Source organism: Flavobacterium sp. KACC 22763 (assembly GCF_028736155.1).
Lineage (GTDB): Bacteria > Bacteroidota > Bacteroidia > Flavobacteriales > Flavobacteriaceae > Flavobacterium.
On record NZ_CP117879.1, the window covers coordinates 1,773,637 to 1,795,064 of the forward strand.

The following is a 21,428-nucleotide window of genomic DNA, read 5'->3' on the forward strand; positions in this document are numbered from 1 at the left end:
ATGACTTGCAGTCATTAACAAAAAAATATAGTTATGAAAAAACTTTTTAAACTTTTTTTGATGGGAATGCTTATACCATTGCTGTCTTTATTTTCCTGCTCAGATGAGTTTTTGAATGCGCCATCTGAGAACCAATTGACGCCAAGCGATCTGCCTGAAGGCGTTACCGCTTTTGACGGAATCGCAGAGAGCTTGTACTTTAAGCCTTGGTTTGCCTTTAACGACAAATTCCTAATTGCCGTAGGGGACATGTATGCCGGAAATGCCTTTACATTTGACGGTGCATATGCGCAGTTTAAAGATGCTCAAGTGACATCTCAAAATCCGATTCTTACAGAAGGATATGTGGCCTTGTTTTCAGTTATCGACCAGTCTAATAACTTAATGAGTCTGGTTGAAGCCAGAAAAAGCGAACTCCCTGAGGCTTCCTATAAAAATGCAATTGCCATATCAAGATTCATGAGGGCCAATGCCTATTTCTATTTAGTTAGAACTTTTGGAGCCGTGCCTATCATCAATAAAGCGGGTTCTGCAGCACAGCCAAAAAGAAATCTTGTTGCAGATGTTTACAAATTCATCAAGCAGGATTTAGAATACGCAACAGAAAATTTACCGGAAAAAGGATTAAAGAAAGGATACGTGACTAAATATGCCGCAATGGGAATTTTAGCCAAAGTGCATCTGACTTTAAATGAGTATGCCCAATGTGCGGCTTTAACCCAGAAAATTATCGGTAATCAGTATGTTTTAATTCAAGAATACGGAAACCTGTTCAGCAGTCCGGAAAATAATAACAGTGCAGAGAGCATGTTTGCGCTTCAATGGAAAGCTATTGCTACAGAATGGGGAACTCAAAACACCAATCAGGCGTATATAGTTCCTGGAGGCACTGGAATTACAGGCGGTGGTGACGGATGGGGAGTTTACCTTCCATCAATTTCCCTGCAAAATGGATTTGAGCCAAAAGATATCAGAAAGAAAAACACCATTATGACCGATGGCGATTTTTACCCTGAATTATTAAAAAGCCAAGGCGGTTTTACATACAAAAAAATATATTCTTCAACTGCTGCAAATTTCAGAAAATACATTGTGGGCTCTGCTGCAGAAAGAAACGATGTATTCTTTATGAGAACCTCTCAAAACACGATTATTCTAAGGTATTCGGACATTCTACTTATGAATTCTGAAGCGCTATTGGCAGGAGCGCCATCCACTACTTCTGCAGCTGCTTTAAGCTCTTTTAATGAAGTAAGAAAAAGAGCAGGATTACCAATTAAAACAGCACTTACAAGAGATGATCTGTTTAATGAAAGAAGAATTGAATTTGCTTTAGAAGGACAATATTTCTTCGATTTAAAACGCCGCGGTCTTGCTGAAGCAGCTGCAATTATCTCGCAGCAGGAAGTAGGCTTTTATTCTGATGATGCCAGAACAGAATTGGTTTCAAGAAAGATAACTCCAGGAAGCAATTATTTTGAACTTCCATTGCCTCAGTCTGCCATAGATACCAATCCATCATTATTGGAAGCTCCGGTTCCTTTTAACTTTAATAACTAAACTATGATCAATACAATAAAATATAGCATTCTACTGCTTTTTATGCTGGCTTCTTTTACAGCCTGCCAGAATGATGATGCGACCAGCGCAAACATAGATGCAATGGTTGCCGAACCGGGAGATTTACTAAATCAGGCCTTTCCAAACAATAAAGTAAGAGTTGAAGGAGAAGGTTTAACGGGGCTAAAAAAGATTACACTTGATAATACTATCAATATTGCTTTTAATCCTAATTACAATTCAGACAAATCGTTTATTTTCACCATTCCTTTTGATGAAAAACTGGGAAGCAGATTTGGCGTGCAGCCCATCACCTTTACAACTGCAAATGGCTCTGTTACTAAAAACATTGAGATTTTACAGCCTGTACCAACAATTGCCAAAACAACTCCCGCTGTTGCGACTCCAGGATTTCCGTTAGAAATCGAAGGAACCTGGTTTTATAATATTTCCTCTATTACCTTGGCGGGAAAAGCGGTAAGCTATACGGTAAAATCGTCATCTTCTATCATCATCGGTTTGCCTACAGATGCAGCTTCTGGATCAGAACTTGCCATTACCACACCTGGAGGAACAGCAAAAAAGACAATTGATTTTGCAACCATTATTCTCGTATCTGATTTTGACGGAAATGGCCTTAGAAAAGATTGGACATCTTATGGAGACGTAGAAAGTTTCAACACCAGTACAGCTGGAGGTCCGACTGGAAATTACACCACATTGGTTTGGGCAGGTTCAACTGCCAATGGCTACAACGGAAGCAGTGGCGGCGGCGGGGCCAGTTTCCTAAGCGCTTCTAATACAGATGCTGCAAAAGCTTATATTGACATTGACGTAAGCGCAAATGTTGCGGGCGCCCAATTTGCAATCCAGCTAAATACTATCGACGGAGTGAACTATGGCTATAACTTTAAAATTACGGATGTAAACTGGACTACAAAAACCATATCAATTGCTGATTTTAAAGACAACTACGGTTTTGGATCTAATACAGCTGCGAATTTAAATCCATCTAAAATCAACGAAATTAAAGTTGGAATTGCCCAGGGAGACACCCCTAATCCTAGCGCCATTAAATTTGATAACATTAAAATCCGCTATCAATAATTAATCTGGCATTTTAACTTTAAAAAGAGGCTGTCGCCAAAAACGGCCTCTTTATTAAATCGAAAAAATAACTATAAATAAGGACATTCTATGAAAAAGAATGTCCATAATACAAACAGTATGAAAAGTAAATTTTTATTAATGCTGGCCGGCCTCGTCTTTTTTTTAAATGCATGCTCAAATGACGATAACCAAACCGTTGAAACTCTGGAAACGCCGGTTGCCAATGCTCCAAAAGATGTGAATGATCATGGTTTTAAAGCCAAATGGAATTATGTTTCGCATTCCAAAAGCTATCTTCTGGATGTTTCAACTGCCGAAAACTTCACCTCTTTTGTCCCAAATTACAATGCAAAAGAAATTACTGATCTAAATGATGCTGTAACAGGCCTAACTGGAGGAACGCAATACTATTACAGGGTGAGAGCCAAAAACGAAACGCAGATTTCTGACTATTCAAATGTAATTGCGGTTGTTACAACAGGCACAAGCAATATCCCTGAAGATCCCACTTTTTTAAAGGTGAAAGCAAATAAACTGGCCAATCCGTTTTTTGTTGGTATGGCCATAAAAGCTTCACAATTGGCAAGCGGAAGCCCTTATGATGTTATTCTGAAAAATGAATTCAGCAGCATTTCTGCCGAATACGAAATGAAAATGGATCAGATCTCAACTGCAAGCGGTGTGTATAACTGGACTGTAGCCGACAAAATTGTAGCTTATGGAAACGCCAATAATATTAATGTACACGGCCATGCTCTAGTTTGGCATAATGCAGTGCCGCAGTGGCTTAAAGATTTTTCTGGTACAGATGCTGAATTTGCAGCTGAAGTTAAAAAATACATTACCGATGTGGTTACGCATTATGCAGGGAAAGTAAAATCTTGGGATGTGGTTAACGAAGCTATCGATGACAGTGGCGCCATGAGAAATACTATTTTCTCGCAGCGAATGGGACCAAACTATGTTAAAGACTGTTTTCAATGGGCAAGAGAAGCTGCAAATGCTGCAGGCGACACTTCATTATTATTATTCTATAATGATTACGCTACCTCTGCCAATACTGCCAAACAAGACAAAGTTTTTGGTTTACTGGACGATTTAAAAACAGCCAAAGCAATTGATGGTGTTGGCTTTCAGATGCACAATACCTATTTAAGCCCAACCAAAGCGCAAATAGAAGCTGATCTTAACAAAGCAGTGGCAAAAGGCTTAAAAATCCATGTTTCGGAATTGGATATACAGGTAAACCAATTTAATGATATTTCGACTTTTACAAACGAAAGAAGACTGGCTCAAAAAGCAAAATATAAAGAGATGGTGCAGATTTATAATGCGCTTCCGGCAGCAAACAAATACGCTTTGACAATTTGGGGAATGAGAGATAATGAATCATGGATTCCGTTCAGCACTGAACTGAATCACCCGGGCAATGACTGGCCTTTATTGTACGATTCTAATTTTGCTGTTAAAAGCTCGCACACCGGTTTTTTAGAAGGTTTAGATTAAAGCAAAACAAATTTGAATTAGATCGGCAGCCATCTGCCAAAAAAAACACCACTCCGTTATGAGTGGTGTTTTTTGTTATTAATAAACTCAAAAGAACTCGATATTATATCGTCCTTTTATATACTGAAACCTCATCTACCCACATGATTGCAGCTGTAAACAAATTTATTTTATTCGGATCTATAAAACTGGAATCGTTTGATCCTACATTCAAGTTTAAAATAATATTGTGCTTTTTAAAATTATTCAAATTAAGTTTAGCCACACTGCTATTGGTATAGGTCGAAACAATTGTATTATCAATCTTTACCGTTACAGTAACGGCATTATCTTTCATTCTTATAAAACATTCATATAAATGCCATCCGTTGTTTCCATCAATATTAAAACTTCCAGGATATTGCCTTTCTGCCAGATTTCCCAATTGATTTGCCCCTACATCTGTCCCGTAAAAAAGATTAGAGGCAAATCGGGAAGCATTTGGAGCAAAAGAATAGCCTTCCATAATATCAATTTCACCAGGTGTAGGCCATCCATTTTCCTGAACTGTCCAGAAGGCCGGCCATGCGCCATATGTTTGCGCAAATGACTTATAATTGGCTCCATCCATTGCCAGCAGTTTTATCATGGCAGACAATCTGTATTCGGTATTATTTTCAGGCGTGTACTCATAAAGCGACTTCACAAGTCCTGACTGGTATTTGGTTGCGCTGAGCTTAGTTGTTTTAATTTCCAGGCATCCTTTTCCGTCTCTAGATTGCACTGAAGGCACAGAGCTTTTGTAATCGCAATATTTAGAATTGTAGTCGGTACGCTGCACTTTTGTCCACTTTGAAAGCGAGATATCTGTCTCAAAAGTGTCTTCGAATTGTTTTATCCAATCAGATTCTGCGGCTTTATTAGTCTTCTTGTTTGCATTTATCCCATCCTGTTTTTTCTCTGTGCCTGAATTTTCAAAGCAAGAAGAAAATCCAACAGCACATGTTAGCATTAAGGCAACCTGACTTAATTTTTTCATGAAATGTTATTTAGTTATTATTTAGTTTCTATTAAGGACTAAAAGTAACTTTATATGAAAAAACAGAATGCCACATTTGAGGCAGTTAATGCCATAGATGTTGCATTTTCACTGCTGTATCAAATACAGCTTGCGATAAGAATAATTTTACTCCAAATGATATCCTATTACAGTCTTATTTAAAGTCGGCACTATCAATAGCTTTTTCTCTGCGATATATTCAATATCTGCTGCAGCAATTTTTTCTTTTCCTAAATCAATAATGAGTTTTTTATTTCCTTTTGAATCGATATGAAATACTTGTCCCTGCCATGCTCCAGATACTATCAGTCCGTCACCTCCATCACTGGCAATGCCGTCCAAATTATCAATTCCATTAAAAATCTCGTAAGCCTTGCCTGTCGATTTATTAACCGCAAAAGCAGTTCGGCTTTTCATATTCAACACTAAAACTTCATCTTTTCTGGATAATAATCCATTTGGCATAGAAAGAAAATCAGATTCAAGCCATACCTTTATTTCTCCATCAGATATTTTATAGATTTTATTGTCAAAACAATCCGATATGTAAATGTCTCCATTGGCATCTGATGTAACATCATTGAAAAATTTTGCAGAATCCACTTTATATACCTTTTCTATTTTAGATGTATTGGTATTTATTTGCAGAACTTTATTAATATCAGCCACATACAGTTTATTTTTAAATAAAGCCATTCCTTGCGGATTGTCCAGTCCATCAATCCATTTTAGAACTTCTATTTGTCCATTTGTTTTAATTTTAGAAATAAATCCATTTCCGTCTTTGGCTAGGTATTCTCCATTTATATTAGAGATATACACAATCTTTTTCGAAGAATCATAAAGCGCCGATTCTGGTTTGAGAAATAAAGAATCCGATTCCCATACTTTAGCTGCTCTTTGACTAAAAGCAGCTACAGGAATCATCCCTATCATTAGCAAGAGACCTAGTTTTTTCATGATTTAAATTTTATATGATTTAATATTATTTTATTGCCGCTAATGTTTGAATGATCAGTTACGGAATGCCTTCCACCTACTGCAACCGTTAATTTATTCTGCTAATAACCCATCAATGCTATTGCTTTTTCTGCTTAATAAATCTTTTGGTCTTGGAGCATTTATCTCCTTTAAATTGCCCTTTCTGTCAATAAGCAGATAATGCGGCACTGCATCAATGCGATAATCTTTGCAGATCTGGCTTGATGTTAAATCTTCTGCAATTACATTGACGCCATCCAATTTTAAATCATTTAAAGCTTCCTTCCATTTTTCTTCTTTTGAATCGATGCAGATATTAATAAACACTACATCTTCTCCTTTATATCTATTATGCAAATCAGGAATATAATTTTTAATGCCATGCAGGCATGGAGCGCATGATATCCCCCAAAAATCAAGATACACGACTTTTCCCGCAAACTGGGAAAGGGATACCATCTCCCCTTTCTCATTCTTTAATGTAAATTCTGGCGCTTTAAAACCGTCACCTATACTTCTGTAATATTTAAATGTGGAAATTAGGGTATCCTTATAGACAGAAGTCTGGCATTTCTTCAAAAAGTCAGCATATATGGGCTCCACCTCATTAAAAGGCTAGCTCTTAAAAGAATTGATTATATGGTTGGAAATATACCAGTCTCTAATAGAACTGATGGAGATTTGGGATAATGCCTTATAATATTGCGACCACAAAATATCCAATTGGCTTTTATCATTTTGAATGTCAAAAAATCTAGTCAGCGTATAGGGCACCTCCATAATTTCTCCCTTTGAGTTTCTCATTTCCATTGAATTTAAAACCATGGTGTCATCAAACAGTTCTTCCCGGCTTATATACTTATATAGAAAATCCCTGTATTCAGGGCATTGGTAGAATATTTCATTAGACAGGAGTTTATTTGATGCAATCATTGAATAATAGTTTTGAAAACTTTTACTTTTACTGTTTGTCCCATCAAGAGAAAGACGGAAGGTGTCCAACAATCCTATATCCAGCAGAAGGGTCTGAAATTTATAATATATCTTGAAGAAAAACACATTCTGCGCTATTTCTGCAGTATCCAATTCCCTTAACTCTTCATTAAACAAGTTATTTATCTGATTATAAAAACTGCTTTTATTATCTGAACTTTTCTCACTGATTATTTTCCATAAAGAAAGTTCTGCATTTCTGAATTTTTTATGCAGTTGCAGACTAAAATTAAGCTTTTTATTTGTGAGCGCATCAGGACTGTCAATTTTGACAGAATTTATAAAGCTTGTTTCATCCCAAGTCAGCGTAACAATTTTATTAGGTTCAACATTTATATTTACTGCATCATCATTGAAAATGAGATATAAATTTGTGATTCCCTCTACAGGAACTAGCTGCTGAAAAGAGCCATCGTTGTCCACCGTAATTTTAATGCTCTCATTGCCTAAAAACCCTTCATTTAACAAGCTCCAGCTTTTCCCTTTAAAATTCTTTATTGCACCTTTTAAAAGAATAGCATGTTTTCCTTTTATGTTATTTTGCGTTAACAAATCAGAATCTTCCAAGGGAATTTTATAGCCTTTTTCAGAAATTTGATTCATTGAACTATTTTGCATCTGGCAGAACAGTTTACAGTTTAAAAGGAGTAAAAGCAAAAAAGAAACTCTATTCATATTTTTTCAGTCAAATTGGCAATAAATATCTGTTTAATTCAAATCCGGCATGTCCTATTTTTTTTATACATCTTATGTTTTTTTTCAACAGCGCCTTTTTCACCACAAAGGCTAATGTTCCATTCTTCCTGCTCTATTGCTGTCTTAAATGCTTTAAAAAAGCTATTCGCTAATATTTTTCAAGAAAAAACAAGTCTGTCTACAAACCAGATAAGAGTTATAAAAAGATTTAATCTGGTCTAAACAAGCATAAAAATTTTAATCCCATTTTTAGTCCGCATGATTGGCTAAGCTGCCTCTCAAATATAAACAATCGGTTGCTTTAAACTATAACAATTCACATGATTTCTGTTTATTCCTAAACGAATCCCATCCCTACTAATATAATGCGCATCGCTATTGATCGGCATTCAGTCATGCTGGATCATTGCTTTGTCAAGCATTCCGACAGACTGAGCTGATATCTTTTCTACGACCAAAAAGCTAAAGCAGTGTTAATCTGAAGCTGTAAAAATAAACGATATAATTCACAAATTTTACCGATTTTCCAAGTAAACTGCTATATACTCACTTTTCAAATCGATCTTGGCCTTTTAAAAAAGCTTGCACATAAAGCATTAAAACAAAAGCTAAACGCATAGACCGCTCCAAATTTGATTATCAAAATTTCACTCAGAATCCTCCAATAAAATATTTTCTTAAAAAACAACACAATCGGTTGTTTTTAAATATCTTTTATTATTAAATTAGCAGTAAAAAACTTACTCTAAATCAGGAGTAGATTTACTAACTAATTAAAACCATTTAAGTTATGAAAAGATTTAAAAAATTACTTTTTCTATTTTTAATGTTTATTCCTTTAATGCAATTATTTGCCTGGCCCGGAATGCCTCTGCCTCCATTGCATATTGAAGGTAAAAATTTAAAGGATCCTTGCGGAAAAAACGTTTTGCTTCATGGCGTTGCCATAACTCCCAGTCCGTGGTTTAATGGCTGTTCCTATGGCCAATGCCGCTGGGACAACTACAATGTTCAAGGCTGCCTAAACTATAATAATGCAGTTATGGATGCACTAACAGACACAAATAATGGATGGAAACTAAATTATATAAGGCTTCATATCGATCCTTACTGGACCAATACGCCAGGCTGCTCAGCGGGAGAAAATGATATCTCCTGCTTTGATTACAACAGATTGGTAACTTATGTAAATCAAGTTATAATTCCTTTAATTAATCATGCTAGAAGCAGAGGGCTTTATGTCGTCCTTCGCCCTCCTGGAGTATGTCCTAATCGAATTGCCTATGGAGACAATTACCATAATTATCTAAGAACTGTGTGGCAATATCTATCGGGCCATCCAAATTTAAAAAATGTAGATAATGTGATGTTTGAAATAGCCAATGAGCCTATAGAAATACTTGGGACAAATGGAAATTGGGGAGCTACGGGCGATGAACATTTTGCCGCTTTACATAATTACTTTCAGGATTTAGTAAATAAAATTAGAGCCAATGGTGCAAATAATGTCTGCTGGATACCGGGAACGGGATATCAATCCCATTACCAAGGATATCCAAACCATTTGATAACAGGCGGCAATATTGGTTATGCTGTTCATGTTTATCCTGGATATTGGGGAGCAAATGCAGAAAACACCACCAGTTTTAATAACGCTTGGAATGCTAATGTCCAGCCTATTGCAAATGTTGCTCCTATTATGATAACAGAAACGGACTGGTCTCCCACAGGTGATGGGACCTGGGGCACTGGCACGACAAGCGGTTTTGGGCTCAATCTGAAAGGAAGAATTGATGCTGCCGGAAATTGCAGCTGGAATCTGCTCGCACCGGAAGGCCTTATAACCAATGCAGATCCATACAATGTTACAACTGCATTCAATAACAATTGGGAGGCTTGTGCTGCACCAGTCAAACAATGGTTCTCTGCATATGCAAACAGCAACATCCCATCGCAAAACTGCACTACACTAATAAATAATAGTGTCTATGAAATTGAATTTAAAACAAACTCAAATAAGGTAATAGATCTTAAGTACGGAACTAATGCAAATGGCACTGCGATTCGCCCTTGGGATAGATCAGGAGCAACAGCGCAGCAGTGGATTGCCATTGATGCTGGAAACGGCTATTGGCGATTTAAATCAAATGCAAGTTCTACAGGACGCGTAATAGATCTTGAAAGCGCAGATCCAGCAAATGGAAAATCGATAAGACTTTGGGATGACTATAGCAATGATGCCCAAAAATGGCTGGTAACAGATGTTGGCAATGGCTATTACAGCGTAAAATCAGCCGTAGATACTTCAAAAGGCTGGGACACTTCCAATTGCAATATGGATGGCACGGCAAATCTTCAGCTTTGGGAATATTACGGGACTTCGTGCCAGTTATTCAAGTTCAATAAAATAGGGGCTACAGCAAAAATTGCCAATGCTGCTATTTTGGCAGATAATGTTGAAGCAGATACTAATATTCAAGTATATCCGAACCCATCAAAAGATGGAGAGTTTAATATTTATTATGCTTCACAAGCAGACGAAAATTATTCTCTGACTATATACTCAATTACTGGTGCGCCATTATACGAAACCAAAAATCTAAAATCTAATACTAATCATGTTATAAGAACTAAACTTCCTAGAGGCATATATTTAGCGAAGATTCTTCAAAATTCAACTGCAACAACCAAAAAAATCGTAATTGAATAGCCTATTCTTAAATATATAGATACTAACTTTATAGTTTTATCCATTATTATTTATTAATGCAAAAACCACTATTTTAATTAAAATTTAAAATAGTGGTTTTATTTTTCACTTCAAATTTAACGAACAGCCAATAACTTTGCAGCCAAACAAGCTAAAGCAAATCCAGCCTTCCTTTAAATAAATCATTGACTGGCGCTTAAAATGCGAGATAAATTTTCAGCTGCCGGTATTTTTAAAAAACATCAGAAAGAAATCCCAAAGACAATCTGCATACATCAAAAAATGGCTTTCATATCTTTACTCCATCCAAAACCAGAATAGACACCCCAAAAAGTATCTTATTTTTAAGAACTATCTAAACAATAGCGGAGCTAATTCTTTGAAGCTTCTTCGCCAAGTCAAAAATTCATGAGCCGTATTTTCAGAGATATATGAAACCGCATTAACCCCTGCATCTTTCAATGTTTTTACCGCAGACTGTACTGATTCGGGCCTTTCGCGGCTGCCACAGCTTATAAAAATAAGTTTAAGCTTTGACTTATCTTCAATTTCTTCCGGCTTATAAATTCCTCCGCTTAAAAGCGCATAATGAGAGAAAACATCAGGTTTATTGACCGTGATAGAATGCGTTTCCATTCCGCCCATTGACAGACCAGCCATGGCACGGTTTGCCTGATTGGAAATCGTACGGAAATTTGAATCGATGTACGGAATTAATTCCTCTACAAGAACCGTTTGAAATGGTTCTATTTTAAAACTTGCCAATCCGCCGTACTTAACTTCATTTGTCATTCCGTACGTCATGACGATAATGAATGGTTTTATTTTGCCTTCCGCAATCAAATTGTCCATAATTAAGTTTACACGTCCCTGATTGCTCCAAGCCGTTTCATCTTCTCCCCAGCCGTGCTGTAAATACAGCACTGGATATTTTTTGTCCTTATCTTTATGATAAGAAGGTGGGGTATATACAAAAGCCCTACGTGATGTATTAGTGCTTTTTGAAGGAAAAAGAATCTGCTGCACATTTCCGTGCGGAACATCTTTTAATGCATAGAAATCCTGATCGTGCGCCGGAATTTCAATACCGCTTTCCCAACGTGTAGATCCGTAAAAATTGAGCGCGCCAGGGTCATTAAAAATTCCGCCATCAATTGTAAGATGATAATAATGGAAACCTTCATCCATTGCTCCTTCTGTAGTGCCTCTCCAATAGCCGTCCTGATCTTTTGCAAGAACAGTTCCGCCTTTGGCCCCTCCCAATCCAAGACTCACTACAACAGATTTTGCCTCTGGCGCTGAAATTTGAAATCGTGCATAACCTTGAGAATTAACTTTTGGATATTCCTGTCCTGGCTGATTGACCACTGAAGGTTTAAAATCTTCGATAATTGAAGTTGTTTTTGTCTGTGCAAAACCAACAAAGCTTGATAAAATCAATAAGATGACAATTCTATACTGTTTCATGTTTTCTGTTTTAAAAATTATTTTACTTCTGGAACAATAATTTGATACTTTCCGCTAAGATGCATTAGGCTAAAAAGATACATCAGCCCATCATAATAGGGATCAAAGTAACCGTCTTCGTAAGGCTCAAGCTTAGCATTCCATAGGGCATGAACAAAATCTAAACTTTCTTTATCGGGATTGACTAATGATGCTGCTGCTGAAGTGGCTACCAACCCAATAGAATGCCTAAGCTTTTTTACAGGACCGGCTTGAAGGATAAAATCGGGGGTTGAGCCATCTAGATTAAATTGATCTTCGAACTTGTCCAATCCTTTAGATCGAAGAAAATTTTGAAAGCGCTTCGCATATCCCTCCTGCCATTTTTTATCTTTCCCATACCAAGTATAATCCATTGCCACATTCATGGGAACTCGCCATGAATCATAGCGAAATCCCGCAGGCATCCAAGGTGTTGGATGCGGTTCTCCAGAAAACTCGGTGTAATCAGAATTAAGACCTGTTACGGGATGACAGGCTTTATGCAAAAAATTACGAGAAACCCCTGCACATTCCTTATAAAATTGTTCATGTCCATCTTTAGCATACAGTGCCCAAATTTCGAAGAATGCAGGGACATGATAAGAAGGATCTGTCCAGTTATAGCCACCTCCCTCAGGAACAAATGAAATCTGTTTGTGTTCAATATTTATAATATTATGCACATTGCCTGTGCCATCTTTTTTCCACATGGCATCGAGGATTCTCCTTGCTTCTTTGTAATAGTCAATTCCTGTATTATTGCCCCATTTGTTAGAAGCAAAAAGAAGACTCGTAATATAATATAATTCACCATCTGAAGCCGAACCTGCGGAGTTCTGCTTTTTGGTCACTGGATTTACGCTCCAGGCAAAATAGCCTTCTCTTGGCCCATCCTGATGCTGCATATATTTTACAGACCATCTCCATAAGCGATCAAAAACATCTTTCTTGTCGAGCTGGACAGCCACCATCATACCGTAAGACATTCCCTCGGTACGGGCATCTTTATTTTTAACATCGGAAACATATCCCAGATCATCTCCTTCTTTAAAATATACTTTGTTTGGACCTTCGAATATATCAAAATAGGCTTTAGCTAGTTTCTTGTCTATTTCATCTTGACTATAACCGGCTTCCTTAAAGAGATTTTTGTATTGAGGCCTTTCAGTCTCTGCTTTAGCGGTTTTCTTTTTGCTCTGCCCTATTCCCGATAAAGGCATTGTTAGCACGAATGCCATCACAGAAACCGAAATTTTAATGCTTAATTTTTTATATGCCATTATATTTATCTTTTTAAATAGTATTTCTTCGTACGAAAAAACAAAATGAGATTTTATTTAACGGAACCTACCCCCTCTGTGGTTTGTATAATTTTTTGAATAGTTCCGTCTTTGTTATAATGCATATAGTCAACACAAATTGAACGTCTGTAACTGCCTCCTGTAGGCAAACTTCCGTTGTGGTAAAAGAAGTACGACTTTCCTTTATAGTCAATAATTCCAGGGTGGGTGGTAAAACTATTTTGGACATTCTCCTGAATAATTCCCTGATACTTCCATGGTCCCGTTATGTTTTTTGCAGTGCAATACTCTATCATTTCAGGTTTTGTGCCTGCACTGGCATACACTAAATAATAAAGTCCTTTTCTTTTGTACACCCACGGACCTTCAATATAATTTTTAGGCTTAAAAGTGGTAATTTCTCCATCCAATTCTATCATGTTCTTCTTAAGCTTCACCCATTTGCAGCTTCCATTTCCCCAAAACATATACGCTTGTCCATCATCATCTATAAATACAGTAGGGTCGATATCATCCCAACCATATTTCATATCTGTTGTCATTTCATTTATAATAAGCGCCTTCCCTATCGCATCTTTAAAAGGCCCAGTTGGACTGTCTGAAACTGCCACGCCTATTGCCGCACCTCCCTGGCTTACTTCATCTTTTTTATGAAATGTAGAAACAAACCAATAGAATTTTCCGTCTCTTTCTATGCACTGGGCTGCATACGCATCGCCAGTTGCCCAAGAAAATGCACTTGGAGAAAGAAGGGCTCCGTGATCTTTCCAATCTTTCATATTGATGGTAGAAAAAACGTGCCAGTCGGCCATTTTATAATTGGTATCTTCCTGAGTTGCCACATCATGTCCCGTGTACAAATACAAAGTGCCTTTATGCACTAGAGGTGCTGGGTCGGCTGTAAAAATATCTTTGATAATCGGATTTTGTGCTTCTATGTTTATTGCAAATAAATTACAAAAGAGCACACATAAAATTTTACCTGTATTTTTCATTTTATCTGATTTAATTGAAATAATTTCGAAAATGCAGTCAGTTTTTCTGCAATTCAATTTCTGTAAACAATAAACAGCGCAATAAATGCGCTGTTTATAAAAAAACTAACTTAACTTGACTTAACTTGACTTAACTTAACTTAACTTAACTTAACTTAACTTAACTTAACTTGACTTAACTTGACTTGACTTAACTTGACTTAACTTTACTTAACTTTACTTTATTTAACTTAAACTAACCAAAATTTAAATATCTTAATAACCAGGATTGTTATCGCTTGGTTTTATTTTAGGATTAGAAGATGTTTCTCTGTTTGGTATAGGCCATAGCTCACTTTTTCCAGAAGTAAAACCTGTACCCTGCAATACTGTACTTGCCATGTTCCATCTTATAAGATCATCAAAACGAGATTGTTCTCCAGCAAATTCTACCTGACGTTCGTGAACAATTGCCGCAAAAACTGCGTCTTTTGATGCTGTAATATTCGTTGCCAAGTTTGCTCTGTCACGAACTTCTTTAATATAAGCAATCGCTGCTGTCTGCGAACCGCCATTCCTCTGGTTTTCACATTCTGCTTTCATAAGCAATACATCTGCATAACGCATCACTTTAAAGTTAATGCTTGAACGCGTTGCTTCATCTTCTCTATTGTAATAGTTTTGATATTTTTTCCATCCTGCTCTTCTAATGCCTGCAGAAGTAGTAAAATTACTTGGAACCATCACCTTAGCTCCTTTTAAATAAGTTGATCCTGGCACATAAAAAGTATCACCAAAACGGTTATCACCTGCTTCATAAGAGTCTAAAAGACCATCTGATGGATAAACATTGTACCAGCTAAGATTTCCGTATTCCTGACCTCTAAGCGTTGACTCATCAAAACCGGTTCCGCCACTGTCACCAACAGCTCCCCACTGATCACCAGTTCCATTTTTTTCATCAAACTCGATTTCAAAAATCGACTCTTTGCCATGTTCTGTTTCTTGCATGAAGTTGTTGTAAAAATTACCTTTATCTTCAAGGCTGTAACCAGTCACATTGTTAAACGCCGCTAAAGCTTCGTCATATTTCTTTTGGTACAATAATACTTTACCCAATTGCGCATAAGCTGCTTCTTTATTGGCTCTTCCTGCAGATTCTGATCCTTTTGGCAAAAGATTTTGTGTTGCAAATACCAGATCCTCTTCAATCAAAGCGTATACCTCTGCTTTAGGGCTTCTTGCATTTCCTACAATAGTACCTGTTTTATAAATTGGCAAATCGCCAAAACGTCTTACTAGCAGGAAATAATAGTAGGCTCTTAAAAAATGAGCTTCTCCTAAATACTTGTTCTTTTTTTCCTGAGACAAAACATTATTGGGAAGCGCATTGATTCTCTGTTCGTTATCCAGCACAAAATTTGCTCTAGATATTCCCGTAAAACAAGACTCCCAATAGTATTGAATAATATCATTTCCTGCATTAAAAGAAAAATCCTGAAAAGGTTTTTTGTTACCTTCCAACTGCGGATTTCCTAAAGCATCATGTCCCATAAGGTCCATTGCGAAGAAAAGATTTCTTCCATAAAGCCCTCTTGTCTGCAGATTTGCATACGAAGCATTTACAGCAGACTGCACCTGAGTTTCAGTTTTAAAGAAAGTTTCAGGCGATAAAGTATTGGGGTTAGTCAATTCTAATTCGCTACTGTCACATGAAGTCATGATTAAAGCTCCAGACAGCATTATAAATATATATTTAATTTTTTTCATCATCTTTAAATATTAAAATGTAACATCAATTCCAAAAATTACCGATTTCGGCTGTGGATACCTTCCTAAATCAATACCTGCTGAATTTGCATTGCCATCGGCACGTGCGATTTCTGGATCTAAACCAGAGTAATTAGTAATTGTTATAAGGTTCTGTCCGCTTATATAGAATCTTGCTTTTGAGAAATAGCTCTTAAATGCATCTCCAGTTAATGTATATCCTAAAGCGATGTTTTTTAATCTTGTAAAAGAACCATCTTCAATATAGCGCTGATTTGCAGAAGACCAGTTGATATCTGCTCCTTGTGCTCTTGGCAAAGTCGCTGACGGATTTGTTACAACACCGTTTTGAACAATTGCTCTGTCCAGAACATCAGTGCTGGCATTAAACAAACGGTTCATTCCTTTTAGGTCAAAAGTGTTTGCATTATAAATATCATTTCCTGCAACTCCTGTGATAAAACAATTGAAATCAAAGTTTTTATATGCTGCAGTTAGGTTTAAACCGTAAGTAAAATCAGGATACGGATTTCCGATGTTTGTTTTATCATCTGAATTGATCACTTTATTGCCATCGCGATCTACAATTTTAATATCTCCCGGTTTTATAGCAGTCTGACCTGGTCCAAAAACAGCATCCACTTCTGCTTGATTTTGGTAAATTCCATTAGTCTGGTATCCATAAAAATAGAATAATGGCTGTCCTACTTCTAATCTAGAGAAATTTTCTAAACCTGCTCTTGCAGAAGGACCACCTAATACGCTGGTCACTCCAGGCGCTAAACCAACCACTTCATTTTTACTTGTCCCTAAATTTGCAACGGCAGACCATGTAAAGTCTCCTTTTCTGTCATTGTAACCAATAGAAACCTCAAAACCGCTTACTTTTACATCTGCAATATTTTGAATTTGAGTTCCGCCGCCTGCAGATCCGACAGAAGCAGCAAGAGGAACTGCAAAAAGAATATCGCTGCTTTTATTATTGAAATACTCAAATGAACCTGTTAGCGCATCATCAAATAAACCGAAATCAACACCAATATTTCTATCCAGTTTTGACTCCCACTTCAAGTCCGGATTAGCCGCAACACCTAAAGAAACGCCAGGTGCATTTTCTCCTCCAATTGGATAATTGTAATTTGCCAATAAAGTAGCGCTGTATTGGTAATTGTCAATTCTATCATTTCCTGTTGTTCCTGTACTAGCTCTAAGTTTTAAGGTGCTGAAAATAGAATTTTGCATAAAGTTTTCTTTCGCAATATTCCAACCTAAAGCCACTGAGTAGAAATTCCCCCAACGGTTATTTGCCCCAAAACGAGAAGATGCATCTCTACGTCCTGAAACTGCTAAAAGATATTTGCCATCATAATCATAATTGATGCGAGCAATATATCCTAAGTTTTTTTCTTCATAATTAGAAGACCCTAAACTCCCCTCATTATATCTTAACTGATCAATTTCATTTGAAATGTAGTATTTGCTACCTGCTGCTAAACTTTGTCCTTTGCCGTCAATTTTAGTAATAACTCCCAATACTTCAAGGTTGTGCTTTTGAGCAATCGTTGTTTTATACGTTAAACTATTATCGAAAACGATAGTTTGCCCTTGAGAATTTGTTTCGTTAGTAGAAGAAAATGCTTGTTTATGGTAAGAACCATCTTGAAAACTTGGAATGAAAGTATGATCTTTACTTGTAAAGTAATCTAAAGAAACTTGCGATCTGAATTTCAACCCTTTGTAGATTTCCAATTCTGCATAAATATTTCCGATAATAGACAGGTTGTTAATTTTTTGATACCCTAAGTTAGCAACACGCACTGGGTTTTCAGCATCATTTCCATCAATGGCGCTAGGCCCTTGATAACCGCCTAAACTGTTTTCATTATAAATTGGGAAATATGGAGCCATTTTAATGGCATGCTCAAGTAAAGTTCTTCCTCCTGAGCTGCGCTCTGGATTAATCGTGCTAAAAGAAACCCCCATGTTGCTTCCTATTTTTAGTTTACCAATATCCTGCGTATTATTGGCTCTAAAAGAATAACGTTCGAAACCCGTATTGATAATAGCTCCATCCTGTTTCATATATTCTGCAGAATAACGCCCTGTTGAAGTCTCTGTACCATTTGAAAAGCTCAGGTTGTAATCCTGCATAACTCCTGTTTGAAAAATCTGGTCCTGCCAGTTGGTATTGATATTTCCAAACTCTGCCGCTCTTGCTGTTAAATCGCTTCCTAAATCTTTAGCGTACTGCAAATATTGCTGCGTATTTAAAACACTATATCGTTTTGTCACTTCCTGTCCGCCAACGTAAGTGCTAAAGTTTAATTGGCCTGGGCCTTTTTTACCTTTTTTGGTGGTCACCATAACAACGCCATTAAAAGCTTTAGAACCGTATAAAGCGGTTGTAGAAGCATCTTTCAAAACCGAGATGCTCTCAATGTCATTAGGGCTTAATCCAGAAAGATTCCCAGTTAAAACTCCGTCAATCACATATAAAGGAGCACTGTTTCCCATTGTTGCCAGACCACGAATGCTCACTGTAGGATTAGAACCCGGCGCGCCATTTACCACTGTAACCCCTGCAGCACGTCCTTGTAAAGCAGATTCAGCATTGGTAATAGGCACTGCGGCAATATCTTTTGAACTTACCGTAGAAATCGCTCCTGTAACCTTAGCTCTCTTTTGAGTACCATAGGCTACTACAACTTCATTTAAATTTTGCGTGTTTTGAACAAGAGTCACATTGATTGAGCTTCTTTCGCCTACAGTAATAGTCTGTGAAACTAAACCAACATAAGAATACGTTATTTTATCGGTAGGATTAACTCCTTTTAAAGAGTATTTACCGTCAAAATCTGTCGATGCGCTATTTTGCGTACCTACTACATTAATACTGGCACCCGGCAACGGAAATCCCGAAGGGTCGGTAATCACGCCATGAATGGTCTTTGATTGTGCCATTATGTTATGACTGCCAACTAACAGCAGTCCGATTAGTGCAATTTTGAGTTTTAACTTCATATTAATTGTTTTTTGTTTGGTTTAAATAGTTAATGGTTTTTGTTTTTTTAATCAGTAAAGGTTCATATGTATTCTTTTATTCCGTTTATGCTTAAAATCTTTTTTATAAAAAAGACTATTTAAATATGAATCAATTTTACAAACAACATATCATCACAAATATAAAAAAACAACTCGTAAAACAATCGGTTGCTTAATAATTTATTTAAAAAAAACTCAAAAAATAACACAAATAAAAACATTAAAAATATTTTTATCTTAAAAAATTTAATAATTATTCATTTTAAAAATAATTATTAAATAAATAATTATAATTCAGTAGCTAACTGACCGACTTTCTATAAAAAATACAATATTGAAAAAAGAGCGTAAAATCTTTAAAAACCTATAAAATATCAGTAAAAATTTACTAAAATCAGTTAAAATGATCGGTTTTGCAATTTATCTTATACTGATATTGATTTAAAAAAGGCTAGAAAAAGCCAAAATAACAATCGGTTGTTAAAAAATTAGCCGCTTTTTTAAACTAACAAAACCTATTCAATAAAAAAGCCCGATGCTATTGCATCGGGCTACAAAAAACACTTAAAAATATATTTACTTTACTTCATTTCATTTAATCCATCTGCAAATCGTGCATAGGCTGGTTTACGGGTAAACTGGATATCCCATAAAGCTTGTTTTTCGCCAGGAAGCCAAGAAGAATCTTTTTTGCTGTCGCTAACTCCCCAAACCGTAATGCCATATCTTTGTTTGGCTGGAATATATTTTGAATACATATCTACAACATATTTATACATTTCAGCTTGTTTTTGAAGCATAGTTTCGGTCACATCTGCAGTTCCTACAGCAATATCCAATTCTGAAACTTTAATAAGCTTGCCTGTTGCCGCCAATAATTGAAACATTGCTGCAATATTTTCTTTATTCGAATTAATGCTAATATGCATCTGTGTTGCAATCCCATCAACTTTCTGTCCTTTACTTTCAATATACTCTACATACGTAATAAGCCCTTTGCATTTGTCCAAATTATATTCAAGATTATAGTCATTTACAAATAATTTATCAGTAGGATTACCATATTTTCTTGCCAATCTAAATGCCTCTACCGCATAATCCTTACCTAAATAATCCTGCCAGAAAAATTCGTCTGCGGCCAAAGTTTTTCCAATACCTGTTTTTAATTCGTAAGGTTTGCCGTCATCCATCGGCTCATTAACCACATCCCAAGCTTTTACGGCAGGAGCACATTTTTTCATCATTTCTGAGATCCATTTCTCCAGACTTTCATTAATGATATTTTTCTTCTCTTCTGGAGTCTTCTCAATGATTGTGCTTCCTCCTGTTGAATTGTACTTCTTTAATGTAATATTATCAAAATAGTAATTGGTAGCCGTTTTTCCAAGATTGAAAGCAATTACTCCACAAGTTGCCTGCTCTGCCGAAACGGTAATTTCTTTTGTATAGGTTGTCCAAGTTGGCGTTGAAGAAATTGTTCCGAAAAAATCCCAGTGCTTATAGGCTCCTGGCGTTACATGTGCCTGCGTAGGATAAGAAGCATTTACATCTGAACGGATATCCATTGACAACTGGTATTTTTCACCTGCCTGAACAGCTGGAGAAAATTTTATAAACAGCTGTGCCTCCCAGTCGTTCGCACGAACTGCAGCATTGGTTAATTTAAGCGCTCTGCCTACTCCGTTTGCACCTTCGCCAGCTGCAGTATATGCCATGGTTACATTTGAATTAACCTGATAATTGGATGTGTTATCTGATTCAAAATCATTGCCTGTTACAAGATCCCAACTTGGTCCTCCTGTTGATGGAATGATTACAGGAGCAATAAGGCCCTTTAAGTAAGCTGCATTTTGATTGGCATGCCAGCATAAAGTATGCCCAAATAGCGTCACTCCAGATTGCTGAGTGGCTGCCAGCAGTTTATCTATTCCAGAGAAGTCAAACGTGCCGTCATTTTTAACTACTGCCCCATGCTTCATTTCGTACCCCATGGTGATTTCGTCAAAATTTCGATCTACAAGCCTTTTGACAATTCCACCTGAAACATACTCTGATAATGAAATTCCGGCACCTAATTTAAAATCTGGATTGCCCGATCTGCCAACATAGGTTTTTAAATCTTTATAGGCATCTATTTTCTCCTGATTGGCAATGGACTCAGGTTTGGCATATTCAAAATCTAAAACACTATCATTTGCACAGGACCAGACTGCTGCAGCAGTGCAGAACAGCATCGCCATTTTATATAATTTATTCAT

14 protein-coding genes are annotated in these 21,428 nt (G+C 36.7%); 4 read left to right on the top strand and 10 right to left on the bottom strand.

Annotated features, from left to right (window positions below):
- Positions 1 to 33 precede the first annotated feature (33 nt).
- From PQ463_RS07570 to PQ463_RS07580, 3 genes are all read left to right on the top strand, one after another.
- Entirely contained in the window at positions 34 to 1,560 is a 1,527-nt protein-coding gene (locus PQ463_RS07570) for a RagB/SusD family nutrient uptake outer membrane protein (RefSeq protein WP_274257050.1), read from the top strand.
- 3 nt (positions 1,561 to 1,563) lie between these two features.
- On the top strand, positions 1,564 to 2,667 hold the full coding sequence (locus PQ463_RS07575) for a CIA30 family protein (RefSeq protein WP_274257051.1): 1,104 nt from the start codon (positions 1,564 to 1,566) through the stop codon (positions 2,665 to 2,667).
- 120 nt (positions 2,668 to 2,787) lie between these two features.
- Complete coding sequence (locus PQ463_RS07580) at positions 2,788 to 4,176, top strand: endo-1,4-beta-xylanase (protein ID WP_274257052.1); 1,389 nt, start codon at positions 2,788 to 2,790, stop codon at positions 4,174 to 4,176.
- Between the two features lie 103 nt (positions 4,177 to 4,279).
- On the opposite strand, the gene PQ463_RS07585 is transcribed toward PQ463_RS07580, so the two are convergent.
- The 4 genes from PQ463_RS07585 to PQ463_RS07600 form a co-directional block, all read right to left on the bottom strand.
- Positions 4,280 to 5,194, bottom strand: coding sequence for a glycoside hydrolase family 16 protein (locus tag PQ463_RS07585; RefSeq protein ID WP_274257053.1), 915 nt, complete (start codon positions 5,192 to 5,194; stop codon positions 4,280 to 4,282).
- A gap of 147 nt (positions 5,195 to 5,341) precedes the next feature.
- Positions 5,342 to 6,175 (bottom strand): SMP-30/gluconolactonase/LRE family protein, encoded by an 834-nt coding sequence (locus tag PQ463_RS07590; protein WP_274257054.1) that lies wholly within the window; start codon positions 6,173 to 6,175, stop codon positions 5,342 to 5,344.
- Between the two features lie 93 nt (positions 6,176 to 6,268).
- Positions 6,269 to 6,775 (bottom strand): TlpA family protein disulfide reductase, encoded by a 507-nt coding sequence (locus tag PQ463_RS07595; RefSeq protein WP_274257055.1) that lies wholly within the window; start codon positions 6,773 to 6,775, stop codon positions 6,269 to 6,271.
- Between the two features lie 36 nt (positions 6,776 to 6,811).
- Complete coding sequence (locus tag PQ463_RS07600) at positions 6,812 to 7,792, bottom strand: hypothetical protein (protein ID WP_274257056.1); 981 nt, start codon at positions 7,790 to 7,792, stop codon at positions 6,812 to 6,814.
- 883 nt (positions 7,793 to 8,675) lie between these two features.
- Here PQ463_RS07600 and PQ463_RS07605 point away from each other — a divergent pair.
- A complete protein-coding gene (locus PQ463_RS07605) occupies positions 8,676 to 10,595 on the top strand; it encodes an RICIN domain-containing protein (RefSeq protein WP_274257057.1) in 1,920 nt (639 codons plus the stop codon).
- A 351-nt stretch (positions 10,596 to 10,946) separates the two neighbouring features.
- Here the strand turns inward: PQ463_RS07605 and PQ463_RS07610 are convergent, their stop codons facing one another.
- From PQ463_RS07610 to PQ463_RS07635, 6 genes are all read right to left on the bottom strand, one after another.
- Entirely contained in the window at positions 10,947 to 12,062 is a 1,116-nt protein-coding gene (locus tag PQ463_RS07610; RefSeq protein WP_274257058.1) for an alpha/beta hydrolase-fold protein, read from the bottom strand.
- A gap of 17 nt (positions 12,063 to 12,079) precedes the next feature.
- Positions 12,080 to 13,363, bottom strand: coding sequence for a family 8 glycosyl hydrolase (locus PQ463_RS07615; RefSeq protein WP_274257059.1), 1,284 nt, complete (start codon positions 13,361 to 13,363; stop codon positions 12,080 to 12,082).
- 53 nt (positions 13,364 to 13,416) lie between these two features.
- Positions 13,417 to 14,379: a glycoside hydrolase family 43 protein gene (locus tag PQ463_RS07620; RefSeq protein ID WP_274257060.1), complete on the bottom strand. Its 963-nt coding sequence runs from the start codon at positions 14,377 to 14,379 to the stop codon at positions 13,417 to 13,419.
- A 255-nt stretch (positions 14,380 to 14,634) separates the two neighbouring features.
- Positions 14,635 to 16,131: a RagB/SusD family nutrient uptake outer membrane protein gene (locus tag PQ463_RS07625; RefSeq protein WP_274257061.1), complete on the bottom strand. Its 1,497-nt coding sequence runs from the start codon at positions 16,129 to 16,131 to the stop codon at positions 14,635 to 14,637.
- Positions 16,132 to 16,140: 9 nt separating this feature from the next.
- Positions 16,141 to 19,149: a SusC/RagA family TonB-linked outer membrane protein gene (locus tag PQ463_RS07630; RefSeq protein WP_274257062.1), complete on the bottom strand. Its 3,009-nt coding sequence runs from the start codon at positions 19,147 to 19,149 to the stop codon at positions 16,141 to 16,143.
- Positions 19,150 to 19,751: 602 nt separating this feature from the next.
- A complete protein-coding gene (locus PQ463_RS07635; protein ID WP_274257063.1) occupies positions 19,752 to 21,428 on the bottom strand; it encodes an endo-1,4-beta-xylanase in 1,677 nt (558 codons plus the stop codon).